Source organism: Martelella sp. FOR1707 (assembly GCF_053484265.1).
In genome coordinates this window covers 268,626-294,269 of sequence record NZ_JBAKFP010000005.1, presented here as the reverse complement: position 1 = coordinate 294,269, position 25,644 = coordinate 268,626, and the positions used below count along the sequence as shown (strand labels likewise).

The 25,644-nt window shown below is 62.4% G+C and carries 24 protein-coding genes; 6 read left to right on the top strand and 18 right to left on the bottom strand.

What is annotated here, in order from left to right; all coding sequences use genetic code 11:
* Position 1 precedes the first annotated feature (1 nt).
* The 5 genes from V6765_RS15640 to V6765_RS15620 all read left to right on the top strand — a co-directional run bounded on the left by V6765_RS15640 (position 2) and on the right by V6765_RS15620 (position 6,373).
* Positions 2-970, top strand: coding sequence for an ABC transporter permease (locus V6765_RS15640; RefSeq protein WP_448430924.1), 969 nt, complete (start codon positions 2-4; stop codon positions 968-970).
* Between the two features lie 108 nt (positions 971-1,078).
* The gene (locus V6765_RS15635; protein WP_448430922.1) at positions 1,079-1,993 is read left to right on the top strand and encodes a substrate-binding domain-containing protein; all 915 of its coding nucleotides are present in this window, start codon (positions 1,079-1,081) and stop codon (positions 1,991-1,993) included.
* Positions 1,994-2,133: 140 nt separating this feature from the next.
* Positions 2,134-3,186, top strand: a complete 1,053-nt coding sequence (locus tag V6765_RS15630; protein WP_448430387.1) for a sugar phosphate isomerase/epimerase family protein — start codon at positions 2,134-2,136, stop codon at positions 3,184-3,186.
* A 393-nt stretch (positions 3,187-3,579) separates the two neighbouring features.
* Entirely contained in the window at positions 3,580-4,764 is a 1,185-nt protein-coding gene (locus tag V6765_RS15625) for a Gfo/Idh/MocA family protein (RefSeq protein WP_448430385.1), read from the top strand.
* Between the two features lie 241 nt (positions 4,765-5,005).
* Positions 5,006-6,373 carry a GH1 family beta-glucosidase gene (locus V6765_RS15620; protein ID WP_448430383.1) on the top strand — a complete coding sequence of 456 codons (1,368 nt, stop codon included), beginning with the start codon at positions 5,006-5,008 and terminating at the stop codon, positions 6,371-6,373.
* Positions 6,374-6,427: 54 nt separating this feature from the next.
* Here the strand turns inward: V6765_RS15620 and V6765_RS15615 are convergent, their stop codons facing one another.
* The 12 genes from V6765_RS15615 to V6765_RS15560 form a co-directional block, all read right to left on the bottom strand.
* A complete protein-coding gene (locus tag V6765_RS15615; protein WP_448430381.1) occupies positions 6,428-7,564 on the bottom strand; it encodes an ABC transporter ATP-binding protein in 1,137 nt (378 codons plus the stop codon).
* An 87-nt stretch (positions 7,565-7,651) separates the two neighbouring features.
* Positions 7,652-8,869 carry an ABC transporter substrate-binding protein gene (locus V6765_RS15610; RefSeq protein ID WP_448430379.1) on the bottom strand — a complete coding sequence of 406 codons (1,218 nt, stop codon included), beginning with the start codon at positions 8,867-8,869 and terminating at the stop codon, positions 7,652-7,654.
* Positions 8,870-9,024: 155 nt separating this feature from the next.
* Positions 9,025-9,882: a carbohydrate ABC transporter permease gene (locus V6765_RS15605; RefSeq protein WP_448430377.1), complete on the bottom strand. Its 858-nt coding sequence runs from the start codon at positions 9,880-9,882 to the stop codon at positions 9,025-9,027.
* Positions 9,879-10,763, bottom strand: coding sequence for a carbohydrate ABC transporter permease (locus V6765_RS15600; protein WP_448430375.1), 885 nt, complete (start codon positions 10,761-10,763; stop codon positions 9,879-9,881). The genes V6765_RS15605 and V6765_RS15600 overlap by 4 nt, the downstream gene beginning before the upstream one ends.
* 11 nt (positions 10,764-10,774) lie before the next feature.
* The gene (locus V6765_RS15595; RefSeq protein WP_448430373.1) at positions 10,775-11,953 is read right to left on the bottom strand and encodes a Gfo/Idh/MocA family protein; all 1,179 of its coding nucleotides are present in this window, start codon (positions 11,951-11,953) and stop codon (positions 10,775-10,777) included.
* A 295-nt stretch (positions 11,954-12,248) separates the two neighbouring features.
* Entirely contained in the window at positions 12,249-12,458 is a 210-nt protein-coding gene (locus V6765_RS15590; protein ID WP_448430371.1) for a hypothetical protein, read from the bottom strand.
* A 60-nt stretch (positions 12,459-12,518) separates the two neighbouring features.
* Complete coding sequence (locus V6765_RS15585; protein ID WP_448430369.1) at positions 12,519-12,755, bottom strand: hypothetical protein; 237 nt, start codon at positions 12,753-12,755, stop codon at positions 12,519-12,521.
* 58 nt (positions 12,756-12,813) lie between these two features.
* The gene (locus V6765_RS15580) at positions 12,814-13,050 is read right to left on the bottom strand and encodes a hypothetical protein (protein WP_448430367.1); all 237 of its coding nucleotides are present in this window, start codon (positions 13,048-13,050) and stop codon (positions 12,814-12,816) included.
* 67 nt (positions 13,051-13,117) lie between these two features.
* Positions 13,118-13,354 (bottom strand): hypothetical protein, encoded by a 237-nt coding sequence (locus V6765_RS15575; protein ID WP_448430365.1) that lies wholly within the window; start codon positions 13,352-13,354, stop codon positions 13,118-13,120.
* A 305-nt stretch (positions 13,355-13,659) separates the two neighbouring features.
* The gene (gene tal / locus V6765_RS15570; protein WP_448430363.1) at positions 13,660-14,616 is read right to left on the bottom strand and encodes a transaldolase; all 957 of its coding nucleotides are present in this window, start codon (positions 14,614-14,616) and stop codon (positions 13,660-13,662) included.
* A 265-nt stretch (positions 14,617-14,881) separates the two neighbouring features.
* On the bottom strand, positions 14,882-15,766 hold the full coding sequence (locus tag V6765_RS15565) for a methylated-DNA--[protein]-cysteine S-methyltransferase (protein ID WP_448430361.1): 885 nt from the start codon (positions 15,764-15,766) through the stop codon (positions 14,882-14,884).
* A gap of 75 nt (positions 15,767-15,841) precedes the next feature.
* Positions 15,842-16,327: a DUF2244 domain-containing protein gene (locus V6765_RS15560; RefSeq protein WP_448430359.1), complete on the bottom strand. Its 486-nt coding sequence runs from the start codon at positions 16,325-16,327 to the stop codon at positions 15,842-15,844.
* Between the two features lie 24 nt (positions 16,328-16,351).
* Here V6765_RS15560 and nth point away from each other — a divergent pair, with 24 nt between their 5' ends.
* Complete coding sequence (nth, locus tag V6765_RS15555; RefSeq protein ID WP_448430357.1) at positions 16,352-17,083, top strand: endonuclease III; 732 nt, start codon at positions 16,352-16,354, stop codon at positions 17,081-17,083.
* 19 nt (positions 17,084-17,102) lie between these two features.
* Here the strand turns inward: nth and fdhA are convergent, their stop codons facing one another.
* From fdhA to pgi, 6 genes are all read right to left on the bottom strand, one after another.
* Entirely contained in the window at positions 17,103-18,299 is a 1,197-nt protein-coding gene (gene fdhA, locus V6765_RS15550) for a formaldehyde dehydrogenase, glutathione-independent (protein WP_448430355.1), read from the bottom strand.
* Between the two features lie 367 nt (positions 18,300-18,666).
* Complete coding sequence (locus tag V6765_RS15545) at positions 18,667-19,524, bottom strand: D-amino-acid transaminase (protein WP_448430353.1); 858 nt, start codon at positions 19,522-19,524, stop codon at positions 18,667-18,669.
* A 112-nt stretch (positions 19,525-19,636) separates the two neighbouring features.
* A complete protein-coding gene (locus V6765_RS15540) occupies positions 19,637-20,338 on the bottom strand; it encodes a sulfate transporter family protein (RefSeq protein WP_448430351.1) in 702 nt (233 codons plus the stop codon).
* Between the two features lie 91 nt (positions 20,339-20,429).
* Positions 20,430-20,966 (bottom strand): hypothetical protein, encoded by a 537-nt coding sequence (locus V6765_RS15535; protein ID WP_448430349.1) that lies wholly within the window; start codon positions 20,964-20,966, stop codon positions 20,430-20,432.
* A gap of 429 nt (positions 20,967-21,395) precedes the next feature.
* Positions 21,396-23,564 (bottom strand): malate synthase G, encoded by a 2,169-nt coding sequence (locus tag V6765_RS15530; RefSeq protein ID WP_448430347.1) that lies wholly within the window; start codon positions 23,562-23,564, stop codon positions 21,396-21,398.
* Between the two features lie 291 nt (positions 23,565-23,855).
* Positions 23,856-25,481 (bottom strand): glucose-6-phosphate isomerase, encoded by a 1,626-nt coding sequence (pgi, locus tag V6765_RS15525; protein ID WP_448430345.1) that lies wholly within the window; start codon positions 25,479-25,481, stop codon positions 23,856-23,858.
* Between the last annotated feature and the right edge of the window lie 163 nt (positions 25,482-25,644).

The following is a 25,644-nucleotide window of genomic DNA, read 5'->3' as shown; positions in this document are numbered from 1 at the left end:
CATGAGCCGGCTCGACCTTCGGGTGCTGGCCCCCTTTTTGGCGCTGGCGCTGCTTCTGGTGCTCGGCGCGTTCTCAAACCCGAACTTCCTGACGGTCACCAATCTTATGAATGTGGCGACGCGCTCGGCCTTCATCGCGATCATCGCGGTCGGCGCGACATTCGTCATTTCCGCTGGCGGGCTCGATCTTTCGGTCGGCTCGATGGTCGCCTTCGTCGCCAGCCTGATGATCATGTTCATCAACACGGCGGTGATTTCCAACCCCTATCTGCTGATCGCCGCCGCCATGGTGCTCGCGATCCTGATCGGCATGGCCTGCGGGCTCTTGAACGGGGTGATCACCACCGTCGGGCGGGTTGAACCCTTCATCGTCACGCTCGGCACGATGGGGATATTCCGGGGGCTGACGACATGGCTATCGCAGGGCGGCGCGATCACGCTGAAGGATTTCGATGTCCAGTCCGCCTATCGCCCCGCCTATTTCGGCACCGTGTTCGGGATTCCGGTTCCCGTGATCGCGATCGTGGTGACGGCGCTGATCGGGGCCTTCGTGCTTTACCGCACCCGCTTCGGCCGCCATGTCACCGCCGTCGGCTCCAATGAAGAGGTGGCGCGCTATTCCGGCATCTCGGTGCGCAATATCCGGATCATGACCTATCTGATCCAGGGGCTCTGCGTCGCCGTCGCCGTCTTGTTCTACGTGCCGCGCCTCGGCTCGACCTCGGCGACCACCGGCATATTGTGGGAGCTGCAGGCGATCACCGCCGTGGTTGTCGGCGGAACCGCACTCAGGGGCGGCGTCGGGCGCATCTGGGGCACGATCTGCGGCGCCTTCATTCTGGAGGTTGTCGGCAACATCATGCTCTTGTCGAACTTCATTTCCGAATATCTGATCGCCGCCATCCAGGGCACGATCATCATCATCGCCATGCTGGTGCAGCGCTCGCTGTTCAACCGGCAAAAAAGTTAACGCACTTGCGGGCTTTACGGACCGCCCGCAGCCCGGACATTCCGGACTGAACCGGTCCGCCACTTGGGAGGAGTAAACATGAAACATATGGTATTGGGCGCGACCCTTATGGCGGCGACATCGCTTGTCGGCGTTACGCAAGCGCAGGCGCTGACGGTCGGCGTATCCATCCCGGCCGCCGACCATGGCTGGACCGCCGGCATCGTCTATCACGCCGAGCGCGTGGCCGAGGAACTGATGGGCGAGTATGAAGATCTCGACATCATCGTCAAAACCTCGCCCGACCCGGCAAGCCAGGCGAACGCCGTGCAGGACCTGGCCGTGCAGGGCATCGACGCGCTGGTGATCCTGCCGACCGACCCGGATCCGCTGGTCAACGCCATCATGCAGGTCAAGAACCAGGGCGCCTTCGTGACGCTGGTCGACCGCGCGCCGTCGAACAACGACAACAGCGTGCGCGACCTCTATGTCGCCGGCAACAATCCGGCACTCGGCGCCGTCGCCGGCGAATACATCGTCGACACCACGCCGGACGCCGAAGTGGTCGTCATCCGCGGCCTGCCGATTCCGATCGACCAGCAGCGCCAGGACGGCTTCGACGCAGCGCTCGAAGGCTCCAACGTCAAGGTTCTGGAAAAGCAGTTCGGCAACTGGAACCGCGACGACGCCTTCCGCGTGATGCAGGACTATCTGACCAAATATCCGAAGATCGACGTGGTCTGGGCGCAGGATGACGACATGGTCGTCGGCGTGCTGCAGGCGATCGAGCAGTCCGGCCGCGACGACATCCAGTATGTCATCGGCGGCGCGGGCTCGAAGGACATGATCAAGAAGGTCATGGACGGCGACAGCATGATCCCGGTCGACGTGCTCTATCCGCCGGCGATGATCGGCACGGCCATGGAGCTGACGGTCGCGGGCCTGATGGATCAGGTGCCGGTGGCCGGCAGCTACATCCTCGACGCCACGCTGGTGACCGAGGACAATGCCGAGGACTACTACTTCCCGGATTCGCCGTATTGATCCGGTAGGCCGCCCCCATAGGGCGGCGTGACAGAATACCCCGGCGGAGCCTCCAGCCCTGCACGAGCAGGGCCGCTTCGCCGGAAACCCGAGGTGCATGCCACCGACACGACGCGACCGCATAGAACGGAGGAAATATCATGAAGACGATCAAGGGACCGGCCATCTTTCTCGGTCAGTTCGCGGGCGACGAGGCCCCGTTCAACAGCTGGGACGCGATCACCAAATGGGCGGCCGATTGCGGCTATGAGGGCGTTCAGGTGCCGACCTGGGCCGGCCAGCTCATCGACCTGAAGAAGGCGGCTGAATCGAAGGACTACTGCGACGATTTCAAGGGCCAGGCGCGCGAGAACGGCGTCGAGGTGACCGAGCTTTCGACCCACCTCCAGGGCCAGCTGGTCGCCGTGCACCCGGCCTATGACGAGGCCTTTGACGGCTTTGCAGCGCCGGAAGTGCGCGGCAACCCCAAGGCCCGTCAGGAGTGGGCCGTCAACCAGGTGAAGATGGCGATCTCCGCCTCGAAGAATATGGGCATCAACGCCCATGCGACCTTCTCCGGCGCGCTCGCCTGGCCGTTCCTCTATCCCTGGCCGCAGCGCCCGGCGGGCCTGGTGGAAACCGCCTTTGCCGAACTCGCAAAACGCTGGACGCCGATCCTGGACCACGCCGAGGAAAACGGCGTCGACATCTGCTACGAGATCCATCCGGGCGAAGACCTGCATGACGGTGTGACCTTCGAGATGTTCCTCGACCACGTCAACAACCACCCGCGCGCCAACATGCTCTACGACCCGTCGCATTACGTGTTGCAGTGCCTCGACTATCTCGACAACATCGACATCTACAAGGACCGGATCAAGATGTTCCACGTCAAGGACGCGGAATTCAACCCGACCGGCCGGCAGGGCGTCTATGGCGGCTATCAGGGCTGGGTCGATCGTGCCGGGCGGTTCCGTTCGCTCGGCGATGGCCAGGTGGATTTCGGCGCGGTGTTCTCGAAGATGGCCGCCAATGATTTCGACGGCTGGGCCGTTGTCGAGTGGGAATGCTGCCTGAAACACCCGGAAGACGGCGCCCGCGAAGGCGCGGAATTCGTGCGTCACCACATCATCCGTGTCACCGAAAAGGCTTTCGACGACTTCGCCGGCGGCGGCACCGACGAGGCCGCCAACAAGCGGATGCTGGGGCTGTAGGTAATTGCTGACGCAGGCGGTTCCCCCCTCACCCCAGCCCTCTCCCCGGAGGGGCGAGGGGGCTTGCTGATCGGGTTGAGGGGCAGAGAACCAGCCCCACGATCCCTTCTCCCCGCCGGGGAGAAGGTGGCGGCAGCCGGATGAGGGGCGCAGGCGCAACGAGGAAACGGAGAAGAGCGGCAGCCGAAACGCTGCAGACAAACACAACGGCTGGCGCGGGCTGACAGCCTCCCCCCTCACCCCAACCCTCTCCCCTCCGGGGCGAGGGAGTTCGCTGGTCGGGGTGATGGGCAGAGAACCAGCCACACGGCCCCTTCTCCCCTCGGGGGAGAAGGTAGCGGCAGCCGGATGAGGGGCACCACCCCGGACAAAGACAATTCAGGAGAACACGACATGGCGATTGAAGGCAAAGACGAGAAATATTCCGGCCGCATCCGGCTTGGCATGGTGGGCGGCGGCTCGGGCGCGTTTATCGGCGGCGTACACCGCATCGCGGCGCGGCTTGACGATCACTATACGCTGGTCGCGGGCGCGCTGTCGTCAACGCCGGAAAAGGCGCTGGCCTCGGGCAAGGAGCTCGGCCTCGATCCGGAACGCACCTACGGCTCCTATGAGGAAATGGCCGAGAAAGAGGCCGCGCGCGAGGACGGGATCGAGGCGGTCGCGATCGTCACCCCCAACCACATGCATTTCGGCCCGGCCAAGGCCTTCCTCGAAAAGGGCATCCATGTCATCTGCGACAAGCCGGTGACCTCCAATCTGGAGGACGCCAAGGCGCTGAAGGCGATCGCCGACAAGGCCAATGCGCTGTTCATCCTCACCCATAACTACACCGGCTATCCGATGATCCGCCAGGCCCGGGCCATGGTGGAAAAGGGCGATCTCGGCGATATCCGCCTGATCCATGCCGAATATCCGCAGGACTGGCTGACCGAGCCGGTTGAAAGGCAGGGTTCGAAACAGGCGGAATGGCGCACCGACCCGAAACGCTCGGGCGCCGGCGGCGCGCTGGGCGATATCGGCACCCACGCGCTGAACCTTGCGCTGTTCGTCTCCGGGGCAGAGGTCGAGAGCCTCGCCGCCGACCTCGACAGTTTCGTGGAAGGCCGACAGCTCGACGACAACGCCCATGTCATGCTGCGCTTCAAGGAGAAGAACGGCGTCAGGCCCAAGGGCATGCTGTGGGCAAGCCAGGTGGCGCCCGGCTTTGAAAACGGTTTGAAAATCCGCATCGCCGGCACCAAGGGCGGGCTCGAATGGGTGCAGGAACACCCGAACATTCTGTGGTTCACCCCGTTCGGCCAGCCGAAGCAGATGCTGACCCGCAACGGCGCCGGCGCGCTGCCGGAATCAACTCGCGTTTCCCGCATCCCCGCCGGCCACCCGGAAGGCTATCTCGAAGGCTTCGCCAACATCTATTCGGAGGCCGCGCTCGCCATCAAGGCATACCGCGATGGCGGAGAAGCCCCCGACGTGATCTACCCGACGATCGAGGACGGCGTGATCGGTCTTGCCTTTGTCGAGGCCTGCGTCGAATCGGCCAAGAAGGACGGCGCCTGGGTAAAGCCCGACGTCTGATGCGCTTCGGCCCTGCATGCGCGCTCAACGGCGCCATGCGGGGCCGGGTGACGCAATTCGGCAACGTTGCGCGGATAACTTCTGTAACGTTACAGATTTGCCGCTGGCGTTCTGTACAAAGCGCTTTGGATTTTCTAGAGATCGGCCTCGAAAAAGCCGTTGCGCCCTGGCGTTGCGGCGGCGAGACGACTGAAACCGGGTGGCATCGTCCTCATCCGGTCGAGACGAAAGGATATCCAGCATGATCGATCCCAAGGCCCTGGCCGGACGCTTTCCCTCCGATTTCATGTTCGGCGTCGCGACGGCCTCCTACCAGATCGAAGGCGCTGCCCGCGAGGATGGCCGCAAACCGTCGATCTGGGATGCGTTTTCCCACATGCCGGGCCGCACTTTCAACGGCGACAGCGGTGATATCGCCTGCGATCACTACCATCGTCTCGACGAGGACCTCAACCTGATCAAGTCGCTCGGCGTGGAGACCTACCGGTTTTCGATCGCCTGGCCGCGCATCATTCCCGATGGCCGCGGGCCGATCAACGAGGCCGGGCTCGATTTCTATGATCGCCTGATCGATGGCTGTAAGGAGCGCGGCATCAAGACCAATGCGACGCTCTATCACTGGGACCTGCCGCTGACGCTTGCCGGCGATGGCGGTTGGGCCGCGCGCTCCACGGCCTATGCCTTCCAGCGCTATGCGCAGACGGTGATGAAGCGACTCGGCGACCGGCTCGACATGGTCGCAACCTTCAACGAACCCTGGTGCATCGTCTGGCTCAGCCATCTCTACGGCGTTCACGCGCCGGGCGAAAAGTCGATCGACGCCGCTCTTGCCGCGCTCCACACGATGAACCTCGCCCATGGCCTCGGCGTCGAGGCGATCCGCCAGGAAGCGCCGGAGGTGCCGGTCGGCATCGTCTGCAATCATCAGGCGCTCGAGCCGGCAAGCGACAGCGCCGAGGATATGGCTGCGGTCGAACGGGCCTTCCAGTTCCACAATGCCTGCTTCTTCGATCCGATGCTGAAGGGCGAATACCCGGCCGATTTCATGGCCGCCTATGGCGAACGCATGCCGGAGATCGAGGCCGATGACCTGAAGACAATCAACCAGAAGCTTGACTGGTGGGGGCTCAACTACTACCGCCCCATGCGCATCGCCCATGATGGCAGCCCCGACGCGGCATTTCCGGCGGCAAGAGAAACGGCCCCGGTCAACAATGTCCTCACCGATATCGGCTGGGAAGTCTACGCCCCGTCGCTCGGCAAGCTGATCAAGCAGCTCTACGACCGCTACGACCTGCCGGACATGTACATCACCGAAAACGGCGCCTGCTATAATATGGAGCCGGTCGACGGGGTCGTCGACGATGCGCCGCGCACTGAATATCTCTCCGAGCACATCTCTGTCTGCGCCGACGTCATTGACGCGGGCATTCCGCTCAAGGGTTACTACGCCTGGAGCCTGATGGACAATTTCGAATGGGCAGAGGGCTACCGCATGCGGTTCGGTCTGGTGCACGTGGATTACGACACGCAGGAACGCACCATCAAGGACTCCGGCAAGTGGTACAAGGCGCTTGCCGAAACCTTCGGCGAAAGCGAAGAGGCCTGATCGGCCGACCGTGAGCTTGACGCCAGCGGCGGTGCGCCGCTGGCCGAGCCCGGCTCAGGCTTGGGCTTCGGGCGCCAGCACTTTCTCGAAATCGAAATCCTTGAGCTCGACGCGGCGCTCCAGCGCGTTGCCGTCGCCATCGAACAGGTGGCAGTCGGCGGCGTTGATGCCGATCACGGTCTCCACGTCGGCGCGCACCGGGGCCGAGCCCGAAGTCAGCGAGCAGAAGGTCTTGTCCTCGCCGAGCGCTGCATAGGCGATGGTGTTGATGCCGAGGCGTTCGATCACCGTCGGCTTGATGGTGATCGCAAGTTCGCCGCCGTCGAGCACGGTATGCTCCGGGCGAATGCCGAGCGTCAGCGTCTCGCCGACAAGGCCGTCGCGGGGCTCCACCGGAACGGTGAGCGTCTGGCCGTCATATTCCACGGTGACGCCCGATTGATCGGCGCCGGTGCAGGTCACCTTCAGGAAATTCATCGGCGGATTGCCGATAAAGCCCGCGACGAACAGGTTTTGCGGCTTGTGGTAAAGCTCAAGCGGCGCGCCGACCTGGGCGATGTCGCCGGCATTCAGGACCACGATCCGGTCGGCCATGGTCATGGCCTCGACCTGGTCATGGGTCACATAGATCATGGTCGCCGCAAGGTCGTGGTGCAGCCGGGTCAGCTCGATGCGCATCTCGCCGCGCAGCGCCGCGTCGAGGTTGGAGAGCGGTTCATCGAACAGGAAGATCTTCGGCTTGCGCACGATCGCGCGGCCGATCGCCACGCGCTGGCGCTGACCGCCGGACAGCATGCCGGGCTTCTGCTGCAGGCGCTCGCCGAGCTGCAGGATATTCGCCGCCGCCTCGACGCGCTCGCGCACCTCCGGCTCGGCCATTTTCTGCACGCGCAGCGGAAAGGCGATGTTCTCGTAGACCGTCATGTGCGGATAGAGCGCATAGGACTGGAACACCATCGAGATGCCGCGCTTGACGGGGGCGAGATTGTTGACGCGTTCGCCGTCGATCGTGATGTCGCCGGAGGTGATGTCCTCAAGGCCGGCGATCATGCGCAGAAGCGTGGACTTGCCGCAGCCCGACGGGCCGACGAAAACCACGAATTCGCCCTCATGCACCTCGAGATCGATGCCCTTGATGACATCGTAGATGCCGTAATTCTTGTAGATGTTTTTGAGATTGAGCTGTCCCAAGAGGTCTCTCCTGCCGCATCCGGGCCGCCATTCCAGGCAACCCGCAAATGGGAAGCCGCCCGGCGGGGTCGCCGGGCGGCCGTCGTTTTACTTGTACTCTTCGATCTCGGCCGCGGTCGAGGAGAGGATCTCGGCCGGCTCGGCGGAACCGATGACGACGGACTGAACCATGTCGACCATGGCGTTCTGGAACGCCTGGTAGTCGGTGAACAGCGGCTCCGGACCGCCGAACTCGATACCGTCGAGGAAGGGCGCCCAGGTCGGATCCTCGGCCACCATTTCCTCAACGCCCGGCACCGGACGCAGCGGCGTCAGGCCGTGGGTCTTTTCGTAGTAGAACTGGTTTTCCGGGTTGGTGAGCCACTTGGCGAGGCTGATCGCCTGTTCTTCCACGCCGGAGCCGTCGAACACGGCCATGCTGTCGGTGATCAGCAGCGTGCCGGGGCCTTCGCCCTGCGGGCCAACCGGCAACAGCGCAACGCCCCAGTTGAGATCGTCATTGACGCGGTTTCTCACCCACGGACCCTGCTCGATCATGGCCACCTGGGCGTCGTTGAACAGCGGCGTCAGCTCGTCCTGCTCGTAAGCCGTCGGGCCTTCTTCCGACACGTCCACCATCTTGCCGTACCATTCCAGCGCCTCAAGGTTCTGCGGGCTGTCGAGCACGATATTGCCGTCGGCATCGATGACCTGGCCGTTATTGGTGTAAACCCAGTGCAGATACTGGTGCATGGTGTTGTCGAAGCTCTTGGCGGTCAGGCCGAAACCGGGCGTGCCGGTCTTTTCCTTGATGGTTGCGGCCATGTCGTAGAGTTCCTGCCAGGTCTTCGGCGGGGTTTCCGGATCGAGGCCGGCCTGTTCGAACAGGTCCTTGTTCCAGTAGAGCGCCTTGGTGGAGAAGGCCACCGGAACGCCCCACTGCTGGCCGTCAAAGGTGACGGTGTCGACGATGTGCGGATAGTAGGAGGCCTTTTCCTCCTCGCTCATCGGGATCGGCACGATCAGGCCGTTTTCGGAAAGCTGCTTGAGGGTGCGCGAGCCCATATAGGCGAGCGCGATCGGCGTGCCGGCAACGGCGAGGTTGGTGGCCTTGTCCTGGCACTGGCCCCAGCCGACAACCTCGGTCTCGACCTTGTAGCCGGGATTGTTTTCTTCCCATTCGGCGATGAAGCCGTCATAGCCTTCGGCGAGCTCGTCGCCGCACTGGATCATCGAGACGACCTTGTCGTCGGCGGAGGCGACGGAGGCCGAGGCGACAAGCGCGAGCGTTGCGACGCCGAGGCTGAGTTTCTTCAGATCAGGCATTTCAAATTCCCCTATCTTTCGTCCAGTCGATGATCGCCCGTGGACGGTGCGGGCCTTTGCGTTTCGGCAGTCAAACCCCTGCCGTTCAAACTGGCGGTCGCATGCAGCGCATGTTCTCCCGATCGCCAAATCAGTGGGCGGCCGAAACCGCCGGGTCAGGTCTTCACCGCGCCCGCCGTCATGCCGGCGACGAGGTAGCGCTGAAGGAACAGGAACACGATGAACACCGGCAGGATGCCGACGAAGCTTGCTGCCATCAGCTCGTTCCAGATCACCTCCTGCCGTCCGAAGAAGGCGTAGAGCCCGACCGGAAGCGGCATGTATTCGGTCTTGGAATTGAAGGTCAGCGCGAAGATGAACTGCTGAGCGTAGATCGTCAGGAAGGCGGCGATCGCGATCACGGCGATGCCGGGCATGGCGAGCGGCACGATCACCCGGCGGAAGGTGTAGAACCGGCTCGCGCCATCGACCAGCGCCGCTTCCTCCAGTTCGCGCGGGATGCGCAGCATATAGGTTCGAAGCAGCCAGATGCCGGTCGGGATGGTGAAGGCGACGCCGGGCACGATCATCGCGAAATAGGTGTTGATCAGCCCGAAGGAGCGCATCAGACGGAAGAGCGGGATCAACAGCACCGCGCCGGAGAACATGTTGACTGCCAGAAACGCGCCGAGCAGCGGCCCGCGGCCCTTGAACTCGAAGCGCGCGAAGGCATAGGCCGCCGGCGTCACGAAGATCACCGAAAGCGCCGTGCCGATGCCGGCGATCAGGATCGAGTTGAAGATATAGCGCCCGAGCAGCGGCACCCGCTCCCACATGTCGAAATAGGCGGCAAGCGAGGGATCTTCCGGCCAGAACTTGTAGGGCGCGGAAAACAGGTGGTTGAGCGGCTTCAGCGACACCATGAAGCCCTCGAAGAACGGCGCCAGCACGAAGGCGAGAAACACGGCGAGCCCGGCATAGACGCCGATCAGCTCGTACCATTTGTAATGATGGATGCGGGCGGTGGGTTTCATCGTGCGGCCTCCCCGGAAAAGCGGCTGACGGCGCGGAAATAGACGAAGCAGAAGATCGACAGGAAGATGCAGATCAGCACCGCACGCGCCGCACCGGCGCCGAACTTGTAGGAGCCGATCGCGACCTTGTAGGTGTCGATGATCATGGTCGTGGTGGCATTCGACGGGCCGCCCTTGGTCAGGATCCAGATGATGTCGAAGGAGTTGAAGGTCGAAATCAGCGAGATCATCGACATCGTCACCAGGGCCGGCACGATCAGCGGCAGGGTGATGCGGCGGAAGCGGTAGAAGCGGCCGGCGCCATCGGTCCAGGCGGCCTCGTAGAGATCGGCCGGGATCGACTGGACGGCGGCCAGCATGTAGATCGTGACCATCGGCACGCCGATCCAGACATCGGTGACGATGGTGGCGATGAAGGCCGACGTACCGGTGGCGAGAATCGGGAACGGGCCATCAAGCAGGCCGAAGCGCTGCAACAGGCCGGAAATCATGCCGAACTGGCCGTTATACATCCAACCCCACATGAAGATGCCGATCGCCATCGGCACGATCCATGGCGGCATGGTCAGCACTCTGAAAAGCGTGCGGCCTGGCACGGCGGCGCTCAAAAGCACGGCACCGAACACGCCGATCACCATTTTCGCGGCAACCGAGAAGAAGGTCCAGATAAAGGTGCGCAGGATCACCTCGCCGAAGCCGCGCTCGAAGATCTTGAAATAATTCTCCAGCCCGACCCAGTCATAGGTCCGCTTCAGCGAAGCATCGGTGAAGGAGAGGTTGATCGTGTCGAGCAGCGGATAGGCAACGATCAGCAGGATATAGATCAGGGCGGGGGCGAGAAGGAGCCAGGCGAAAATGACGGCTGAGCGTTTGGTATCCATCCCGGTCCCCCTCAGCCTGCGGCTTTCGCTTCGACGGTCTCGCCGTGAAGCAGCGCGTCATAGCGCGCCCAGATCGGCGCGAGGTCGATGACCTTGCGCTCGCGCCGGGCCTCATCCATGGCGAGCGCCAGAATGCCGGCCTCGATGGCGTCGAGCGCGGAGACCGGCAGGGCCGCGCCGCGGGTGATATGGGCGATCACGTCCTCGGCCATCTGCTCGTCCGCGCCGTAATGCTGCGAGCGTTCGGATGGGGCGGAATAGGTGCGCGACACGGTCTTCTCGCCGGTACGGGCATCATGGACATCGAGGAAGCCGCGCACGAAATCGCCCTCCGCCATGCCCTTCGCGCCGATCACGCAGAAGCGGCGGAACTCGTCGGGCACATTCAGATTGGTGTGAAACGTCATGGCGACGCCGTTTTCATATTCGACGGTTGCGGTCTGGTAATCGATGATGTCGCCGTCGCTGTCGAACACCTTGTCCGATCCCATCCAGCCGCTCGGCTTGCGGTGATAGACCTCGATATCATTGGCGCCGGCGCCCTGGGGCGCATTGGCCGGCGTGAAGCTCTTGCGGCCGCCGAAGCTTGCGACATAACGCGGCCGCGCGCCGACGACGCCATTGTAGAGGTCGAGGTCGTGGCAGCATTTTTCCAGCATGAACGGCCCGGAATAGCGCGTGTTGCGCCGCCAGTCGCGCATGAAGAACGCGCCGTGATAGGGCGCGATATGCTCCGACGCCTCGATCGAGACCACATCGCCCAGCCGGCCATCGGCCTGGGCGGCGCGCAAATCGCGGTAGAGCGGGGAATAGCGCAGCACGAGGCCGACCAGCAGCCGGTCGTGGCCATAGGTATGGAGGAGGGCCGCGAGCGCGTAGCTTTCCTCGATACTCATCACGATCGGCTTTTCGGTGAAAACGGTCAGTCCCGCCTCCAGCCCGATGCGGATATGGTCGAGATGCATGAAATTGGGCGAGCCGATCATCAAGAGATCGAAGGTCTCGTTTTCGATCAGCGCTTCAGGCGTCTCATACGCCTTGCCGGGAGAAATGCCGTCTTTTTCAAGCGTTTCGAGCCCGGCGGGCGCCGGATCCACATAGCCCACGATCTCGAAATCGGGGTCCAATTCGGAAAACACCGCGCCAAGATAACCCAGACGGAAACCGAGTCCGATAATAGCGACCTTCATGGAGGACTGTTCCCAACATTTTCGTAATTTATTTTCTTCAGACTGAGACAAGAAAGCCGAAACGTCAACAAACTTTCGCTAAAAAAATGACTTCATGAAAATGATTTTCAGAAACTTGGATTGGGTGTGGCGCTGATGCGAGGGCCGGACGCGTTCCGGCAACGCCGGCACATGACAAAAAAGGCCCCGGAAAACCGGGGCCATGTTGAGGTGTAGGGGGGCAAGTCACCTCGGGCATTGCAGCCAATGTCGGGCTTCGACGGCGCTAACGGCGAAAGCCGCATTTTGCTCGATTTCAGTCGACGGGCTGCTGGGCCTCGTCGCTGGCAGTCATTCGGGCGCTTTCCGCGGCGTCGAAGGGCTCGGCGCTTTCAATGTCGACGCTGCCGGCGGACACCATCATCCGCAAACCGTCCATCGGGATCGCCGAGGGCTGGAGAGCGAAGGCCGCCGGCGCGGTGGCCAGCAAAAGGACCAGGGCTGAGGGGACCGTGAACCTTGTCATTGCCATTGCTCCTGAAAGCGTGCGACGCCGGAGACCGACGCGCACGGGTTATCTGACGCGTCAGTCGTCGCTCTGGCGAACCTGGTCAACGAGCTTGAGCGAGCCGTCATCGGCCACGCGGAAATAGTTCACGTAGCGGTCGCCGAACTTGTCGGTGCTGTTGATCTGAACCGTCGAGCCGACCGGAGCCTTGGAAAGCGTGCCGGTGTCCGGAACGGCCGAAGGCTGGATGGCGAAGGCCGCGGGGGCTGCTGCGAGAGCTGAGACCAAGGCGGCGGTTGCTGCGATCTTTTTCATTGTTGTTACTCCTTGAGAGGGGTGCGGCGCCACTGCCGGCGCCGGCGCCCTGCTTTTCTTAGTCGTTGCTCTGGCGAACCTGGTCGACCAGCTGCAGCGAGCCGTCATCGGTCACGCGGAAGAAGTTGACATAGCGGTCGCCGAAATTGTCGGTGCCATTGATCTGGACCGTGGAGCCGACCGGGGCCTTGGAGAGCGTGCCGGTGTCCGGAACTGCCGAAGGCTGGATGGCGAAAGCCGCGGGGGCTGCTGCGAGAGCGGAGACCAGAGCGGCGGTTGCTGCGAACTTGTTCATGATGAATACTCCTTGGGTATTTCAGTCGGATGCTGCGCCGTTTTCCGGCGCGCGATTATTGGTTGTTTCAGTCGTTGCTCTGGCGAACCTGATCGACCAGCTTGAGCGAACCGTCATCGGCCACGCGGAAATAGTTCACGTAGCGGTCGCCGAAATTGTCGGTGCTGTTGATCTGAACCGTTGAGCCGACCGGTGCCTTGGAAAGCGTGCCGGTATCCGGAACGGCGGACGGCTGGATGGCGAAGGCCGCGGGGGCTGCTGCGAGAGCGGAGACCAGGGCGGCGGTTGCTGCGAACTTGTTCATGATGAAACTCCTTTGATCATCATTGTGTCGTTTGATGACCGGGAGATGGGATTTAATCAGTTGATTAACAAGTCTTCATTTTAGAGCCGCTGCGTCGTTTTTTTGTTGACGGTCCACTCCGAAGTCTTTGATGCCGCTCCATTTTTCAGAACAGAGCGGCCTGAAGCGCGCAACAATTTCCATTATAAATCAACTGATTAAATCAGTATTGACGCCACCGTTTACAAGCCTTCCGGCGCTGTTTCGGGCAATAAAAAACCCGGCCGCGAGGCCGGGTTGATAGCGTCATTTTTTTGTAAAAAACTTCAGGCGTCGAGCTTTTCCGCCACCAGCGTGCGCAGTTTTCCGAGGTCCTTGGCGAAATTGCGGATGCCTTCGGCAAGCTTTTCGGTCGCCATCGGGTCCTCGTTCATCATCCAGCGGAAGGTCTTCTCGTCCATCTCGATCTTGTCTTCGGCCTCAAAGACATCGGGCGTCAGCTTGCGCTCCAGCTTGCCCTCGTCGGCGGCGAGTTCTTCCAGGAGGTTCGGGGAGATCGTCAGCCGGTCGCAGCCGGCAAGGCCTTCGATCTCGCCGGTATTGCGGAAAGAAGCGCCCATGACCACGGTCTTGATGCCGTTGGCCTTGTAGTAATTGTAGATCGAACGCACCGACACAACGCCCGGATCGGTTTCCGAGGTGTAGGTCTCGCCGGTGTCCTTCTTGTACCAGTCCAGGATACGGCCGACGAAGGGCGAGATCAGGAAGGCGCCGGCATCGGCGCAGGCGATCGCCTGGCACTTTGCGAACAGCAGCGTCAGATTGCAGTCGATGCCTTCCTTCTGCAGGATTTCGCAGGCGCGGATGCCTTCCCAGGTGGAGGCGAGCTTGATCAGGATGCGCTCGCGGCCGATGCCGCGCTCCTCATAGGCCTTGATGATCTCGCGGGCCTTTGCGACCGAAGCCTCGGTATCGAAAGACAGGTCGGCGTCAACCTCGGTAGACACCCGGCCGGGGACGAGATTCACCAGCGCCGCGCCGACATCGATGGCGAGCCGGCTTGCGACGGCGGCGACGACGTCATCCTTGGCGCCGCCCTGTTCCTTGCCCCATTTGATCGCCGCGTCGAAGGCATCGTCGAACATGTCGGTGGACAGCGCCTTCAGCACGATTGAGGGATTGGTGGTGCAATCGACCGGTTTCAGTTTCTCGACAGCGCGGATATCGCCGGTATCGGCAACGACCGTGGTCATCTCGCGCAATTGGTCTAGCTTGGAAGCCATTATCCTCATCCTTCCTTCTATGGCGCGGCCCATAAGGCCGGCCGCAATCCTGTTCCGCCGAAGTCGTCGCGGCGCTCCCGCGATGATAGCGGGTCGCGGTGATGCGTTCATGACTGTTCGCAGACATCGGCCCGCCATGCAAGGGCGGTCGTTTCCCGGCGACTATCGCAAGCGGGACTTTTCAAAGTCAAGGAAGGATATGGAAACGAAGGACCGAAACGGCAACCGGTTCGGCTGAAATATCCGTTTCGGTCAAGCGCGGCGCTCACGCCTTGCCGGCCTCCCAGCCGAGCATCGCCCGTTTGCGGGTCACGCCCCAGTGATAGCCGGTCAGGGCGCCGGACTTGCCGAGCGCGCGATGGCAGGGAACGACGAAGGAGACCGGGTTTCGCCCGATCGCGGCGCCGACGGCGCGCGAGGCATTGGGCCGGCCGATCTCGGATGCGATCTCGGAATAGGACTTTGCCTTGCCGAAGGGTATCTTCAGGAGGCTTTCCCAGACCTGTATCTGAAAGTCCGTGCCGATCAGAACGACCTTGAGCGGCCGGTCCGAGGACCATTCCTTCGGGTCGAATATCCGCCGCGCATAGACCGCGGTCGCCGGCTCGTCTTCTATATAGGTCGCATTGGGCCAGCGCGCAGTCATGTCCTCGAAAGCGGTGCGCTCCTCGCCGGGATCGGCAAAGGCGACGCCGGCAAGGCCGCGATCGGTGATCATCAGCAGCGACCGGCCGAAGGGCGAGGCATGAAAGCCGTAACGGATCACCAGGCTCTCGCCGCCGCTCTTCCATTCGCCCGGCGACATCGCCTCGTGGGTGACAAACAGATCGTGCAGCCGACCGGGGCCGGACAGACCGAGTTCATAGGAGGTGTCGAGCACCGGAAGCCGCTCCTTGCCGAGCAGTTCCTTGGCGTGGTCCAGCGTGATCGCCTGTAAAAACGCCTTGGGCGACAGGCCGGCCCAGCGGGTGAAGGTCTTCTGCAGCCCGGTCGGCGACATGCCGAGCCGCTCGGCGATGGTCTCGAGCCCCGGCTGTTCGCGATAATCCTCGCTGATCATGGTAATGACGCTACGCACCGTGTCGTAATCGGTCCCGCAGGGCGTGGTTTCCACGGCGCTGTCGGATATGGTTTCAAATAAGGCGTTCATCGGCTTCGTGCTCCTTCGTCACGGCAGGAAGCACGGTTTTCACGCGCGCCGCCACCCGATTCTTGCCAGAGGCGCTCAAATGCGCTGTTTCACGGTGGCGAGCGCCTGCCGGAACGCCCTGGCGAAGCTCTCGCGGTCATCGGGATTGAGGAAAGCGCCGATCTCGGTCCGCCGCCCCTCGCCGGCAAGCGCCATCTGCGTGATGCCGAATTCCTCGTGGCGGTCGACGGTGAAGCGCGCCCAGAACGGATTGTAATGCGCCTCGAGCCGCTTACCCGCCGGCGTCACCTTGGTGACGGATATCTCCAGCCGCGACACCCGGACATGCTCGCGCTCGAGCGCGCTGCGGTAGGACAGCCGCAAGGCGGCATAGAGACCGGCAAAGGCTGCAAGGCAGTAAAGCGCGATCGGCCAGGCGCCGTGGACGGTGAAATAGAGCACGTTCGGCACGAAGCCGAGGGCCGCGAGCATGAGCAGCACGCGAAAACCCTTGCGCCCCAAGGAGCGATGGGGGAAAAGTTCAGCCGAAAAGACCGGCCTGTCATCAAGCGCTTCGGTCATTGCGCGTCGAGCCAGATTGAAAAAATGACAAAAACCAGAACCACAGTCAGCACCCAAAGGCGCAAAAAGTCAAATCGCACGCGGCCAAGCGCCTATAGCGAGGCGGAGATCCGCGAGATCTTCCGCCGCTTCTCTGTCCAGCGGCCGGAGCCGAAGGGCGAACTGGAACACACCAACCCGTTCACGCTGCTGGTGGCCGTCGCCCTTTCCGCCCAGGCCACCGATGTCGGCGTCAACAAGGCGACCCGCGCGCTGTTTGCCGAAGTCGAGACGCCGCAGCAGATGCTGGACCTCGGTGAGGAACGGCTGATTGCCCATATCAAGACCATCGGCCTTTACCGCAACAAGGCCAAGAACGTGATCGCGATGAGCCGGAAGCTGATCGACGATTTCGGCGGCGAGGTGCCGAGATCCCGCGAGGAACTCGTCACGCTCCCCGGCGTCGGCCGCAAGACCGCCAATGTGGTGATGTCGATGGCATTCGGCCATGCGACGATCGCGGTCGACACCCATATCTTCCGCATCGCCAACCGGATCGGCCTTGCGCCCGGCAAGACGCCGGACGAGGTGGAGGCGAAGCTGGAACGGGTGATCCCGGACGAATACCTGTTCCACGCCCACCACTGGCTGATCCTGCACGGCCGCTATGTCTGCAAGGCCCGCAAGCCCGACTGTCCGGCCTGCGTGATCGCCGACATCTGCAAGGCGGCGGAAAAGACCTCCGAGATGCCGGCGCCGCTGGTGCCGATCGGGTGAGCCGGTCTCCGCCAGTTTTTCAGGCGGCGACCATGCCATGCGGGTCGATGACGAATTTCTTCGCCGCCCCGCCATCGAAATCGGCATAGCCGCGAGGAGCATCGTCGAGAGTGATGAGTTCGACATTCACCGCCTTGGCGATATCCACCCGGCCATACAGGATCGCCTGCATCAGCGCCCGGTTATAGCGCATCACCGGGCACTGGCCGGTGTGGAAGGAGTGCGACTTGGCCCAGCCAAGGCCGAAGCGCAGGCTGAGCGAACCCTTCTGCGCCGCCTTGTCCGCCGCACCCGGATCCTCGGTAACATAAAGCCCCGGAATGCCGATCTGGCCGCCGGCGCGGGTCAGGTCCATGGCCGAATTCAGCACGGTCGCGGGCTGTTCATGGCTATGATCATGGCCGCAGCCATGGGCCTCGAAGCCGACGCAATCGACAAAGGCATCCACCTCCGGCGTGCCGGTGATCTCGGCCACCATATCTCCCAGCGTCGCATCCTGCCTGAGGTCTATGGCCTCGCAGCCGAAGCTTTTCGCCTGTTGCAGGCGCTCCGGGATCATGTCGCCGACGATGACGCAGGCAGCCCCCAGAAGCCGCGCGGAGGCCGCGGCGGCGAGACCCACCGGCCCGGCGCCGGCGATATAGACGATCGAGCCGGGCCCCACGCCCGCCGTCACGCAGCCATGAAAGCCGGTCGGAAAGATATCGGAGAGCAGCGTCAGGTCGGTGATCTTCTCCATCGCCTGCTCACGGTCGGGAAATTTCAGCAGGTTGAAATCGGCATAGGGCACCATGACGTATTCGGCCTGCCCGCCGACCCAGCCGCCCATATCGACATAGCCATAGGCGGCACCCGGGCGCGACGGATTGACGTTGAGGCAGATGCCGGTCTTGCCCTCCTTGCAGTTGCGGCACCGCCCGCAGGCAATGTTGAACGGCACCGAAACGATGTCGCCGACGCTGATGAACTCGACATCGCGGCCGCACTCGATCACCTGGCCGGTGATCTCATGGCCGAGCACGAGGCCCTTGGGCGCGGTGGTGCGGCCGCGCACCATGTGCTGGTCGGAGCCGCAGATATTGGTGGTCAGGATCTTCAGGATCACGCCGTGATCACACCGGCGTTCTCCCAGCGCCAGTTTCGGAAAATCGATCGTTTCGACAGTCACTTTTCCGGCGCCCTGAAATATCACGCCGCGGTTCGATGCACTTGCCATGTCTTCCTCCCAGGCTTTGCTACGAACCTGCATCATCCGCCCGCGACGCGATCGGTTCAGGCCTGAATGCGACATGATCGCATATCAAAAAGGCCGCCATGGACATAGCGGCCTCAGACTGCTGAAAAACCCTTGCATGCGTGGGTGACGTCTGCACTGGCGTTCCCCCAAAGGAGTCATGCTCGGACCTGACCCGGACATCCAGGCCATTGAATTTCAGCAGACTTGTTGCGATCCCTTGCCGTGTTGCCTGGATCCTCGTGTCAAGCACGAGGATGACGCCCCGTGTAAGGAAAGGTTTGTCAACAAACCGAGGTCGCCATAGGCATGAAGAGATCCGGCAGCGCGGCTGCAGGCAACCGCCCGATCAGATCGCGTTCGCCCGCCGGTCTTCGATATAGAGCTCGCGCAGCTTCAGGCTGATTTCGCCCGGCTTGCCGTCGCCGATCTTGTGGCCGTCGATCGCGATGACCGGGGTCACAAAATTGCTGGCGGAGGTGTAGAAGGCTTCCTTCGCGGCCTTCGCCTCTTCCACCGTGAAGGCGCGCTCTTCCACCTTGAAGCCGTTGCGGGCGGCGATTTCGAGCGCGGTGGCGCGGGTGATGCCCGGCAGGATTTCGCGCGAAAGCGGGCGGGTGACGACCACGCCGTCCCCAGTCACGATATAGGCGGTTGCCGAGGTCTGCTCGGTGATGAAGCCATCCTTGACCATCCAGGCATCGTCGGCGCCCTTGTCATGGGCCTCCATCTTGGCAAGGCTCGGATAGAGAAGCTGCACGGTCTTGATGTCGCAGCGGCCCCAGCGCAGATCCTCCACCGTGATCACGGTGATGCCGTTCTTGCCCGTCGCCGCGCCGAGCACATTCTTCTTCTGGGTGAACATCGAGAAGGTCGGCGTCATGTCCTTTTCGAACATGAAGTCGCGGTCGCCCGGGTTGCCGCGCGAGACCTGCAGATAGATCAGCCCCTCGGTCATGTCGTTGCGTTTGGCGATCTCACGATGCAGCGCAAGCAGCGTGTCGTCATCGGTCGGCATGGCGATGCCGATCGCCTTGGTCGAGCGCTTCAGCCGCGCGGCATGACCGTCATAGTCGAGCAGCTTGCCGTCCAGCACGCAGGTGACCTCGTAAATCGCGTCGGCAAAGACATAGCCGCGATCGAAGATTGAGACCTTGGCCTCTTCCTCGGGCAGCCATTCTCCGTTGAGATAGACGATACGGCTCATCGCGCGCTCCTGCGTTTTCGTGGTATGAAAATGTCATAGCGGCTCGCAGGCTTCGATTCAAGCGCGAAATCTTCGCAGTTTGTTGCGAATGGAAATCATTTTTCCGCACGAATCACGGCTTTGCCGGATCCATGCGCTTGAAGAGGTGCATCATGAATGCCGTGGCGAAGAGCGGGGTCGCGAGATTGACGATCGGGATCGCCACGAAGCCGGCGACGATCAGGCCCGCGAGGAACACCGTCAATCCGCGCTTGCGCCGGAAGGCCCTGGCCTCGGGCGGCCCCATGAACCGCATCGCCGCGAATTCGAAGAACTCGCGGCCGAGCAGATAGCCGTTGACAATGAAGAACGCGATGAGATTGACGCCCGGCACCAGCAGGAGCAGCAGGGCGAAGATATTGCCGACAATGACGACGCCGAGAAAGGCGAGCGCCTCCTTCATCGCGGCAAACACCGGCAGCGCCTCGCCCGGCGGATCGTCGGGATAGTGATTGCGCTCGATATGCTCGGCCGCTTCGTCGAGAAAGATGCCGGCGACCAGCGCGGAGACCGGCGCCATCAACAGCGCGAGACCGAGCGCCAGCCCTACCGCGGCGAAGATCAGCAACACGAAGGTGATCCAGCCGGTCCATTCCGGCATGGTCGGAAACAGGTTCTGAAGCCAGGGAACGGCAAGCCACATGAACAGGCTGCGGATCGCGACCCATAACCCGATCAGGCAGAGCAGGGAGAGGCCGAGCACCTTCCACAGGATGGCGCGCATCTTCGGGTCGATCAGATCGTAAAGCGCCCGGCGGGCGGCATCTATCAGCATGGTCGGCTCCGCGACAGGCCAGCCTTGCGTCCTACACCGCACAAGGCTCGTTGTGCGATGTAGGGTTGGTTTGCACGAGAGACAAGCGGTTTCAGGAGCCGCGGTGCTGCTGCTGGGCCAGCCATTCGAGGCTTTCGCGGAAGCCGGTGAGGTCGGCAGTGGCCACTTCCTGGGTTTCCGGCCCTTCATAGGTCACCATGATTTCGTCCTCGCCGACCTTTGCCGCCGCCAGCACCGGCTGAACGATCTTCGGATCGGTGGTCACATAGCCGCCCTCGTCGTCATCCTGCTTGAGCTGGCTGACCTTGATGGAGGAAATCTCCTCGCCATCGACCGAAATGGTGAACTTGCCATCCTTGGCAAGCGTGTCCCAGCCGTCAATCGTCGGCAGCACCATCATGACCGGCGACTTCGCGCCACTGGTGCGCACGAAGGAGGGGATCGCCAGACCGCCGTCATTGGCCGGCAGGTCGCTGGTTGTCAGCCGGCAGGTCATGGCGGCGTTGCAGGCCGCATTCCAGGTGGCGCCGGTATCGAGCACTTCGGCCGCCGAAGCCGTGGTCTGGAGCGAAAGCACGCCAACCACCGAGGCCGCCAGCCCCGCATAGACAAGTGAACGCATTTTCATGAGTGTTTTCCTTTCTGCACGTTGACAGCGCGGCGACAATGGCGCGCAGTTCACGCCCAAATTGTGACGTGTGCGAAAGGCATTTTTTGAGCGATTGCTGATGGAAAACAGTGGGTTGTTTCGTTGGGCGAGGCGCCGACGACGCGGTCATTTCCAGCGGTGGCGTGACACCTTTTTAATCTCTCCCCTTGAGGGCAGGGTTATCGCATTTGGCGTAGCAGCTTGCTTCCTATATTCTCTCCCGCTGGAGGGAGAGATGCCCCGAAAGGGGCAGTGAGGGTGGTGCAGCGTTTCGAATCGTAAGGGCGATCGCGGGGATGGACTCCCCCCTCACTGTCGCTTTCGCGACATCTCTCCCCTCCGGGGCGAGAAGATTGGGGGGCTATGCGGCTGGGCAGAGCCCCCGTCATTTACGTTTCGAGCCGTCTCTCAGCCCGCGTCCTTCGCCTTCAGCTCCAGACGGCGTTTGTGCAGAACCGGTTCGGTATAGCCGTTAGGCTGTTCTCGGCCCTTCAGCACCAGATCGAGCGCGGCCTGGAAGGCTATGGATTCATCAAAATGACCGGCCATCGGGCGGTAGAGCGGATCGCCCTCGTTCTGGCGGTCGACGACGGCGGCCATCTTCTTCATGGTCGCCACGATCTGCTCCTCGCTGACGACGCCGTGATAGAGCCAGTTCGCCATGTGCTGGGAGGAGATGCGCAGCGTGGCGCGATCTTCCATCAGGCCGACATCGTTGATGTCCGGCACCTTGGAGCAGCCGACGCCCTGGTCGATCCAGCGCACCACATAGCCGAGAATGCCTTGCGCATTGTTGTCGAGCTCGGCCTGGATTTCCTCCGGGCTCCAGTTCGGGCGCACGGCCACCGGAACGGAGAGGATGTCCGTGAGGCTGGCGCGCGGGCGGTCCTTCAGTTTTTCCTGAACCTTGGCGACATTGACGGCGTGGTAATGGGTGGCATGCAGCGTTGCCGCCGTCGGCGACGGCACCCAGGCGGTGTTGGCGCCGGCCTTGGGCTGGGAAATCTTCGCTTCCAACATGCCAGCCATCAGGTCCGGCATCGCCCACATGCCCTTGCCGATCTGGGCGTGGCCCGCAAGGCCGCATTCGAGACCGATATCGACATTCCAGTCCTCATAGGCCGCGATCCAGGGCGCACCCTTCATGTCGCCCTTGCGGATCATCGGGCCGGCTTCCATCGAGGTGTGGATCTCGTCGCCGGTGCGGTCGAGGAAGCCGGTATTGATGAACACGACCCGGTCCTTCGCCGCCCGGATGCACTCCTTGAGGTTGACCGTGGTGCGGCGCTCCTCGTCCATGATCCCCATTTTCATCGTATTCGGCTTCATGCCGACGATCTTTTCGACGCGGCCGAACAGTTCCGACGCGAAGGCGACCTCTTCGGGCCCGTGCATCTTCGGCTTGACCACATACATGGATCCCGCGCGCGAATTCATGTGGCGGCCGTTTTCGCCAATGTCGTAGAGCGCGATCAGCGCGGTGACGGCGGCATCCATGATGCCCTCCGGCACCTCGCGGCCGTCCTTGTCGAGGATCGCCGGATTGGTCATCAGGTGACCAACATTGCGCATAAGCATCAGCGAACGGCCGGGAAGCGTCTTCGGCGCGCCATCGGCGCCGGTGAATGCGATGTCCTTGGCAAGCTTGCGGGTAAATGTCCTGCCGCCCTTGGTAACCTCCTCCGTCAGGTCGCCCTTCATCAGGCCGAGCCAGTTGGAATAGGCAAGCACCTTGTCCTCGGCATCGACAGCGGCGACGGAATCCTCGCAATCCATGATCGCGGTGATGGCCGATTCGAGCGCGATATCGCCGATGCCCGCCGGATCGTCCTTGCCGATCATGCTGTCAGGATCGACGAAGACCATGGCGTGGAGGTTGTTGTTGACGAAATAGAGCCGGAAGGCATCGCCCTCCTCATCTTTGAAACCGGCATATTGCGCCGGATCGGCAAGGCCGGTTTCACCGGCTGCCGTCTTCACGATCAGCGCGCCGCCATCATAACCGAAGCCGGTGACTTCGGCCCATTTGCCACCAGCAAGCGGAATGTTCTTGTCCAGGAAATCCTTGGCCCAGGCGATGACCTTCGCCCCGCGCTTCGGGTTATATCCCCTGCCCTTTTCCGCGCCGTCATCCTCGGCGATCGCATCCGTGCCGTAGAGCGCGTCATAGAGCGAGCCCCAGCGGGCATTGGCCGCGTTCAGCGCATAGCGCGCGTTCATCACCGGCACGACCAGCTGCGGGCCGGCAATGGTGGTGATTTCCGGGTCGACATTCTCGGTCTCGACGGCGAAATCCTCGCCTTCAGGCAGAATATAACCGATCTCGCGCAGAAACGCCTCATAGGCCGCCATGTCGGCCGGCGCGCCGTTTTCCTTATACCAGGCGTCGAGCTTTTCCTGCATCGCATCGCGGGTTTTCAGCAATGCGCGGTTCTTCGGCGCGAGGTCGCTCACAATCGCGGAAAACCCCTCGAAGAAGGCATCGGCGTCGACATTGGTGCCGGGCAACACCTTTTCGGTCAGGAAATCATAAAGCGCCTTGTCATAGGCAAGGCCGTGTTTCTCGATGCGGGCCATGAATCCACCATCCCTGTCACTGGAATTTTCGTTGTCGCCACTCTAGCGGCAAAGGGCGCGGGGTCAATTCGGAATAAATACCAAACATTTTTTCCGTCTGGGCATAAATAGCCGTGACACGAGACCTCGCCTCTACCGATCTCCCCCTCAAAGGCAGGGAGACGGGAACTCCGCAGCGTTTTCAGAACAAGCGACAAAGCAGGTGCCGCCATATTCCCCTTCTCCCCTTGGGGAGAAGGTGGCCGAAGGCCGGATGAGGGCGCGGCCTTTCAGCTTGGGCGAAGGCGCCCGCTACTTCGCCGCTTCCAGCAGCGCCGCAACCAGGCCCTTGGTCGAGGAATCATGCCCTTCGGCGCTTTCCTTGCCCGCGACAACCGGCAGAAGCCCGGTGGCGAGTTCCTTGCCGAGTTCCACGCCCCACTGGTCGAAGGAGTTGATGCCGAACAGCACGCCTTCCACGAACACGCGGTGCTCGTAAAGCGCGATCAGGCGGCCGAGCGCGTAGGGCGTCAGACTGTCATAGACGAAGGTGATCGACGGGCGGTTGCCGGAAAACACCCGGTGCGGCGCGATCTTCTCGGCCTTTCCGGCATCCATCCCCTTGTCGAGAAGCTGGGCCTTCGCCTCCTCCAGCGAACGGCCCTTCATCAGCGCTTCCGACTGGGCGAGGCAATTGGCCATCAGCAACTGGTGCTGGTGCCTCAGATCGCTCTCGAACCCATTGGCGGCGATCATGAATTCGATCGGGATGATGTTGGTGCCCTGATGCAGAAGCTGGAAGAAGGCATGCTGGCCGTTGGTGCCGGGCTCGCCCCAGACGATCGGCCCGGTCGGCGTCGTCACATGTTCGGAGCCGATCGTCACCGACTTGCCGTTGCTTTCCATGTCGAGCTGCTGGAGATAGGCGGCAAAGCGCGACATCCGCTGGTCGTAGGGGATCACCGCGCGAGAGGGATAATCGAGGATCACCCGCTGATAGAAGCCGACCAGCCCGAGCAGGAAAGGCAGGTTTTCCTTAGCCGGGGCCTCGCGGAAATGATTGTCGATCGCATGGGCGCCATCGAGGAATTTTCCGAAATTCTTCTCGCCGATCGCGATCATCAGCGGCAGGCCGATCGCCGACCAGATCGAATAGCGCCCGCCGACCCAGTCCCAGAAGCCGAAGACGCGCGACTGATCGATGCCGAAATCGGCGACCTTGTCGAGCGCGGTCGACACCGCGCAGAAATGATGCGCGACCGCTTCCTCGCCAAGTGCCCCGGCGATGAACTTGCGCGCCGTCTTGGCATTGGTCATGGTCTCGATCGTGGTGAAGGTCTTGGAGGCGACGATGATCAGCGTCGCCGCCGGATCGAGCCCCTTCAGCGTGTCGGCGATATGGGCGCCGTCGACATTGGAGACGTAATGCAGCCTCGGCCCGTCATGGAAAGGGGCGAGCGCCAGCGTGGTCATCGCCGGGCCGAGATCGGACCCGCCAATGCCGATATTGACGACATCGGTGAACGGCTTGCCGGTGGCGCCGCGAATGGCGCCGGTGCGGATGCCCTCGGCGAAATCGCCCATGGCCTCCAGCACCTCGTTGACATCCGGCATCACGTCCTTGCCGTCAACCATCACCGGCGTGTTGGCGCGGTTCCTGAGCGCCGTGTGCAGCACGGCGCGGTCCTCGGTGATGTTGATCTTCTCGCCGGCAAACATCGCCGCGCGCTTTTCGGCAACGCCGGCCTCGTCGGCGAGCTCCACCAGCAGATCGAGGATCTCGTCGTTGACCGCGGACTTGGAAAAATCCATCAGCAGATCTTCGAAGGAGACGCTGAATTTCGAAAACCGCTCCGGATCGGCGGCAAAGGCCGCGCGCAGATCGGTGGCGTTGTCGCGCTCGGCCGTTTCCCTGAGCTTGGCGATGAGGGTGTTCATATCAGTGTGCTCCCTGACTATGGGGTGGGGCGATAGGTGTTACCTAGAACCCTTCAGGCGGAATTGGAAGCGTTCGGCCGCATTGAAGGCGGGCGGGAAGCGAAAATCAAGCGCTGGAGCGATTTGTTTTTGACGGAACGACCGGCTCGCTCCCGATACTCTC

Coding starts and splice junctions, on each gene's coding strand:
- V6765_RS15640 (WP_448430924.1), top strand. CDS start 2: ATGAGCCGGCTCGACCTTCGGGTGCTGGCCCCCTTTTTGGCGCTGGCG.
- V6765_RS15635 (WP_448430922.1), top strand. CDS start 1,079: ATGGCGGCGACATCGCTTGTCGGCGTTACGCAAGCGCAGGCGCTGACG.
- V6765_RS15630 (WP_448430387.1), top strand. CDS start 2,134: ATGAAGACGATCAAGGGACCGGCCATCTTTCTCGGTCAGTTCGCGGGC.
- V6765_RS15625 (WP_448430385.1), top strand. CDS start 3,580: ATGGCGATTGAAGGCAAAGACGAGAAATATTCCGGCCGCATCCGGCTT.
- V6765_RS15620 (WP_448430383.1), top strand. CDS start 5,006: ATGATCGATCCCAAGGCCCTGGCCGGACGCTTTCCCTCCGATTTCATG.
- V6765_RS15610 (WP_448430379.1), bottom strand. CDS start 8,869: ATGCCTGATCTGAAGAAACTCAGCCTCGGCGTCGCAACGCTCGCGCTT.
- V6765_RS15605 (WP_448430377.1), bottom strand. CDS start 9,882: ATGAAACCCACCGCCCGCATCCATCATTACAAATGGTACGAGCTGATC.
- V6765_RS15600 (WP_448430375.1), bottom strand. CDS start 10,763: ATGGATACCAAACGCTCAGCCGTCATTTTCGCCTGGCTCCTTCTCGCC.
- V6765_RS15595 (WP_448430373.1), bottom strand. CDS start 11,953: ATGAAGGTCGCTATTATCGGACTCGGTTTCCGTCTGGGTTATCTTGGC.
- V6765_RS15590 (WP_448430371.1), bottom strand. CDS start 12,458: ATGACAAGGTTCACGGTCCCCTCAGCCCTGGTCCTTTTGCTGGCCACC.
- V6765_RS15585 (WP_448430369.1), bottom strand. CDS start 12,755: ATGAAAAAGATCGCAGCAACCGCCGCCTTGGTCTCAGCTCTCGCAGCA.
- V6765_RS15580 (WP_448430367.1), bottom strand. CDS start 13,050: ATGAACAAGTTCGCAGCAACCGCCGCTCTGGTCTCCGCTCTCGCAGCA.
- V6765_RS15575 (WP_448430365.1), bottom strand. CDS start 13,354: ATGAACAAGTTCGCAGCAACCGCCGCCCTGGTCTCCGCTCTCGCAGCA.
- tal (WP_448430363.1), bottom strand. CDS start 14,616: ATGGCTTCCAAGCTAGACCAATTGCGCGAGATGACCACGGTCGTTGCC.
- V6765_RS15565 (WP_448430361.1), bottom strand. CDS start 15,766: ATGAACGCCTTATTTGAAACCATATCCGACAGCGCCGTGGAAACCACG.
- V6765_RS15560 (WP_448430359.1), bottom strand. CDS start 16,327: ATGACCGAAGCGCTTGATGACAGGCCGGTCTTTTCGGCTGAACTTTTC.
- nth (WP_448430357.1), top strand. CDS start 16,352: ATGACAAAAACCAGAACCACAGTCAGCACCCAAAGGCGCAAAAAGTCA.
- fdhA (WP_448430355.1), bottom strand. CDS start 18,299: ATGGCAAGTGCATCGAACCGCGGCGTGATATTTCAGGGCGCCGGAAAA.
- V6765_RS15545 (WP_448430353.1), bottom strand. CDS start 19,524: ATGAGCCGTATCGTCTATCTCAACGGAGAATGGCTGCCCGAGGAAGAG.
- V6765_RS15540 (WP_448430351.1), bottom strand. CDS start 20,338: ATGCTGATAGATGCCGCCCGCCGGGCGCTTTACGATCTGATCGACCCG.
- V6765_RS15535 (WP_448430349.1), bottom strand. CDS start 20,966: ATGAAAATGCGTTCACTTGTCTATGCGGGGCTGGCGGCCTCGGTGGTT.
- V6765_RS15530 (WP_448430347.1), bottom strand. CDS start 23,564: ATGGCCCGCATCGAGAAACACGGCCTTGCCTATGACAAGGCGCTTTAT.
- pgi (WP_448430345.1), bottom strand. CDS start 25,481: ATGAACACCCTCATCGCCAAGCTCAGGGAAACGGCCGAGCGCGACAAC.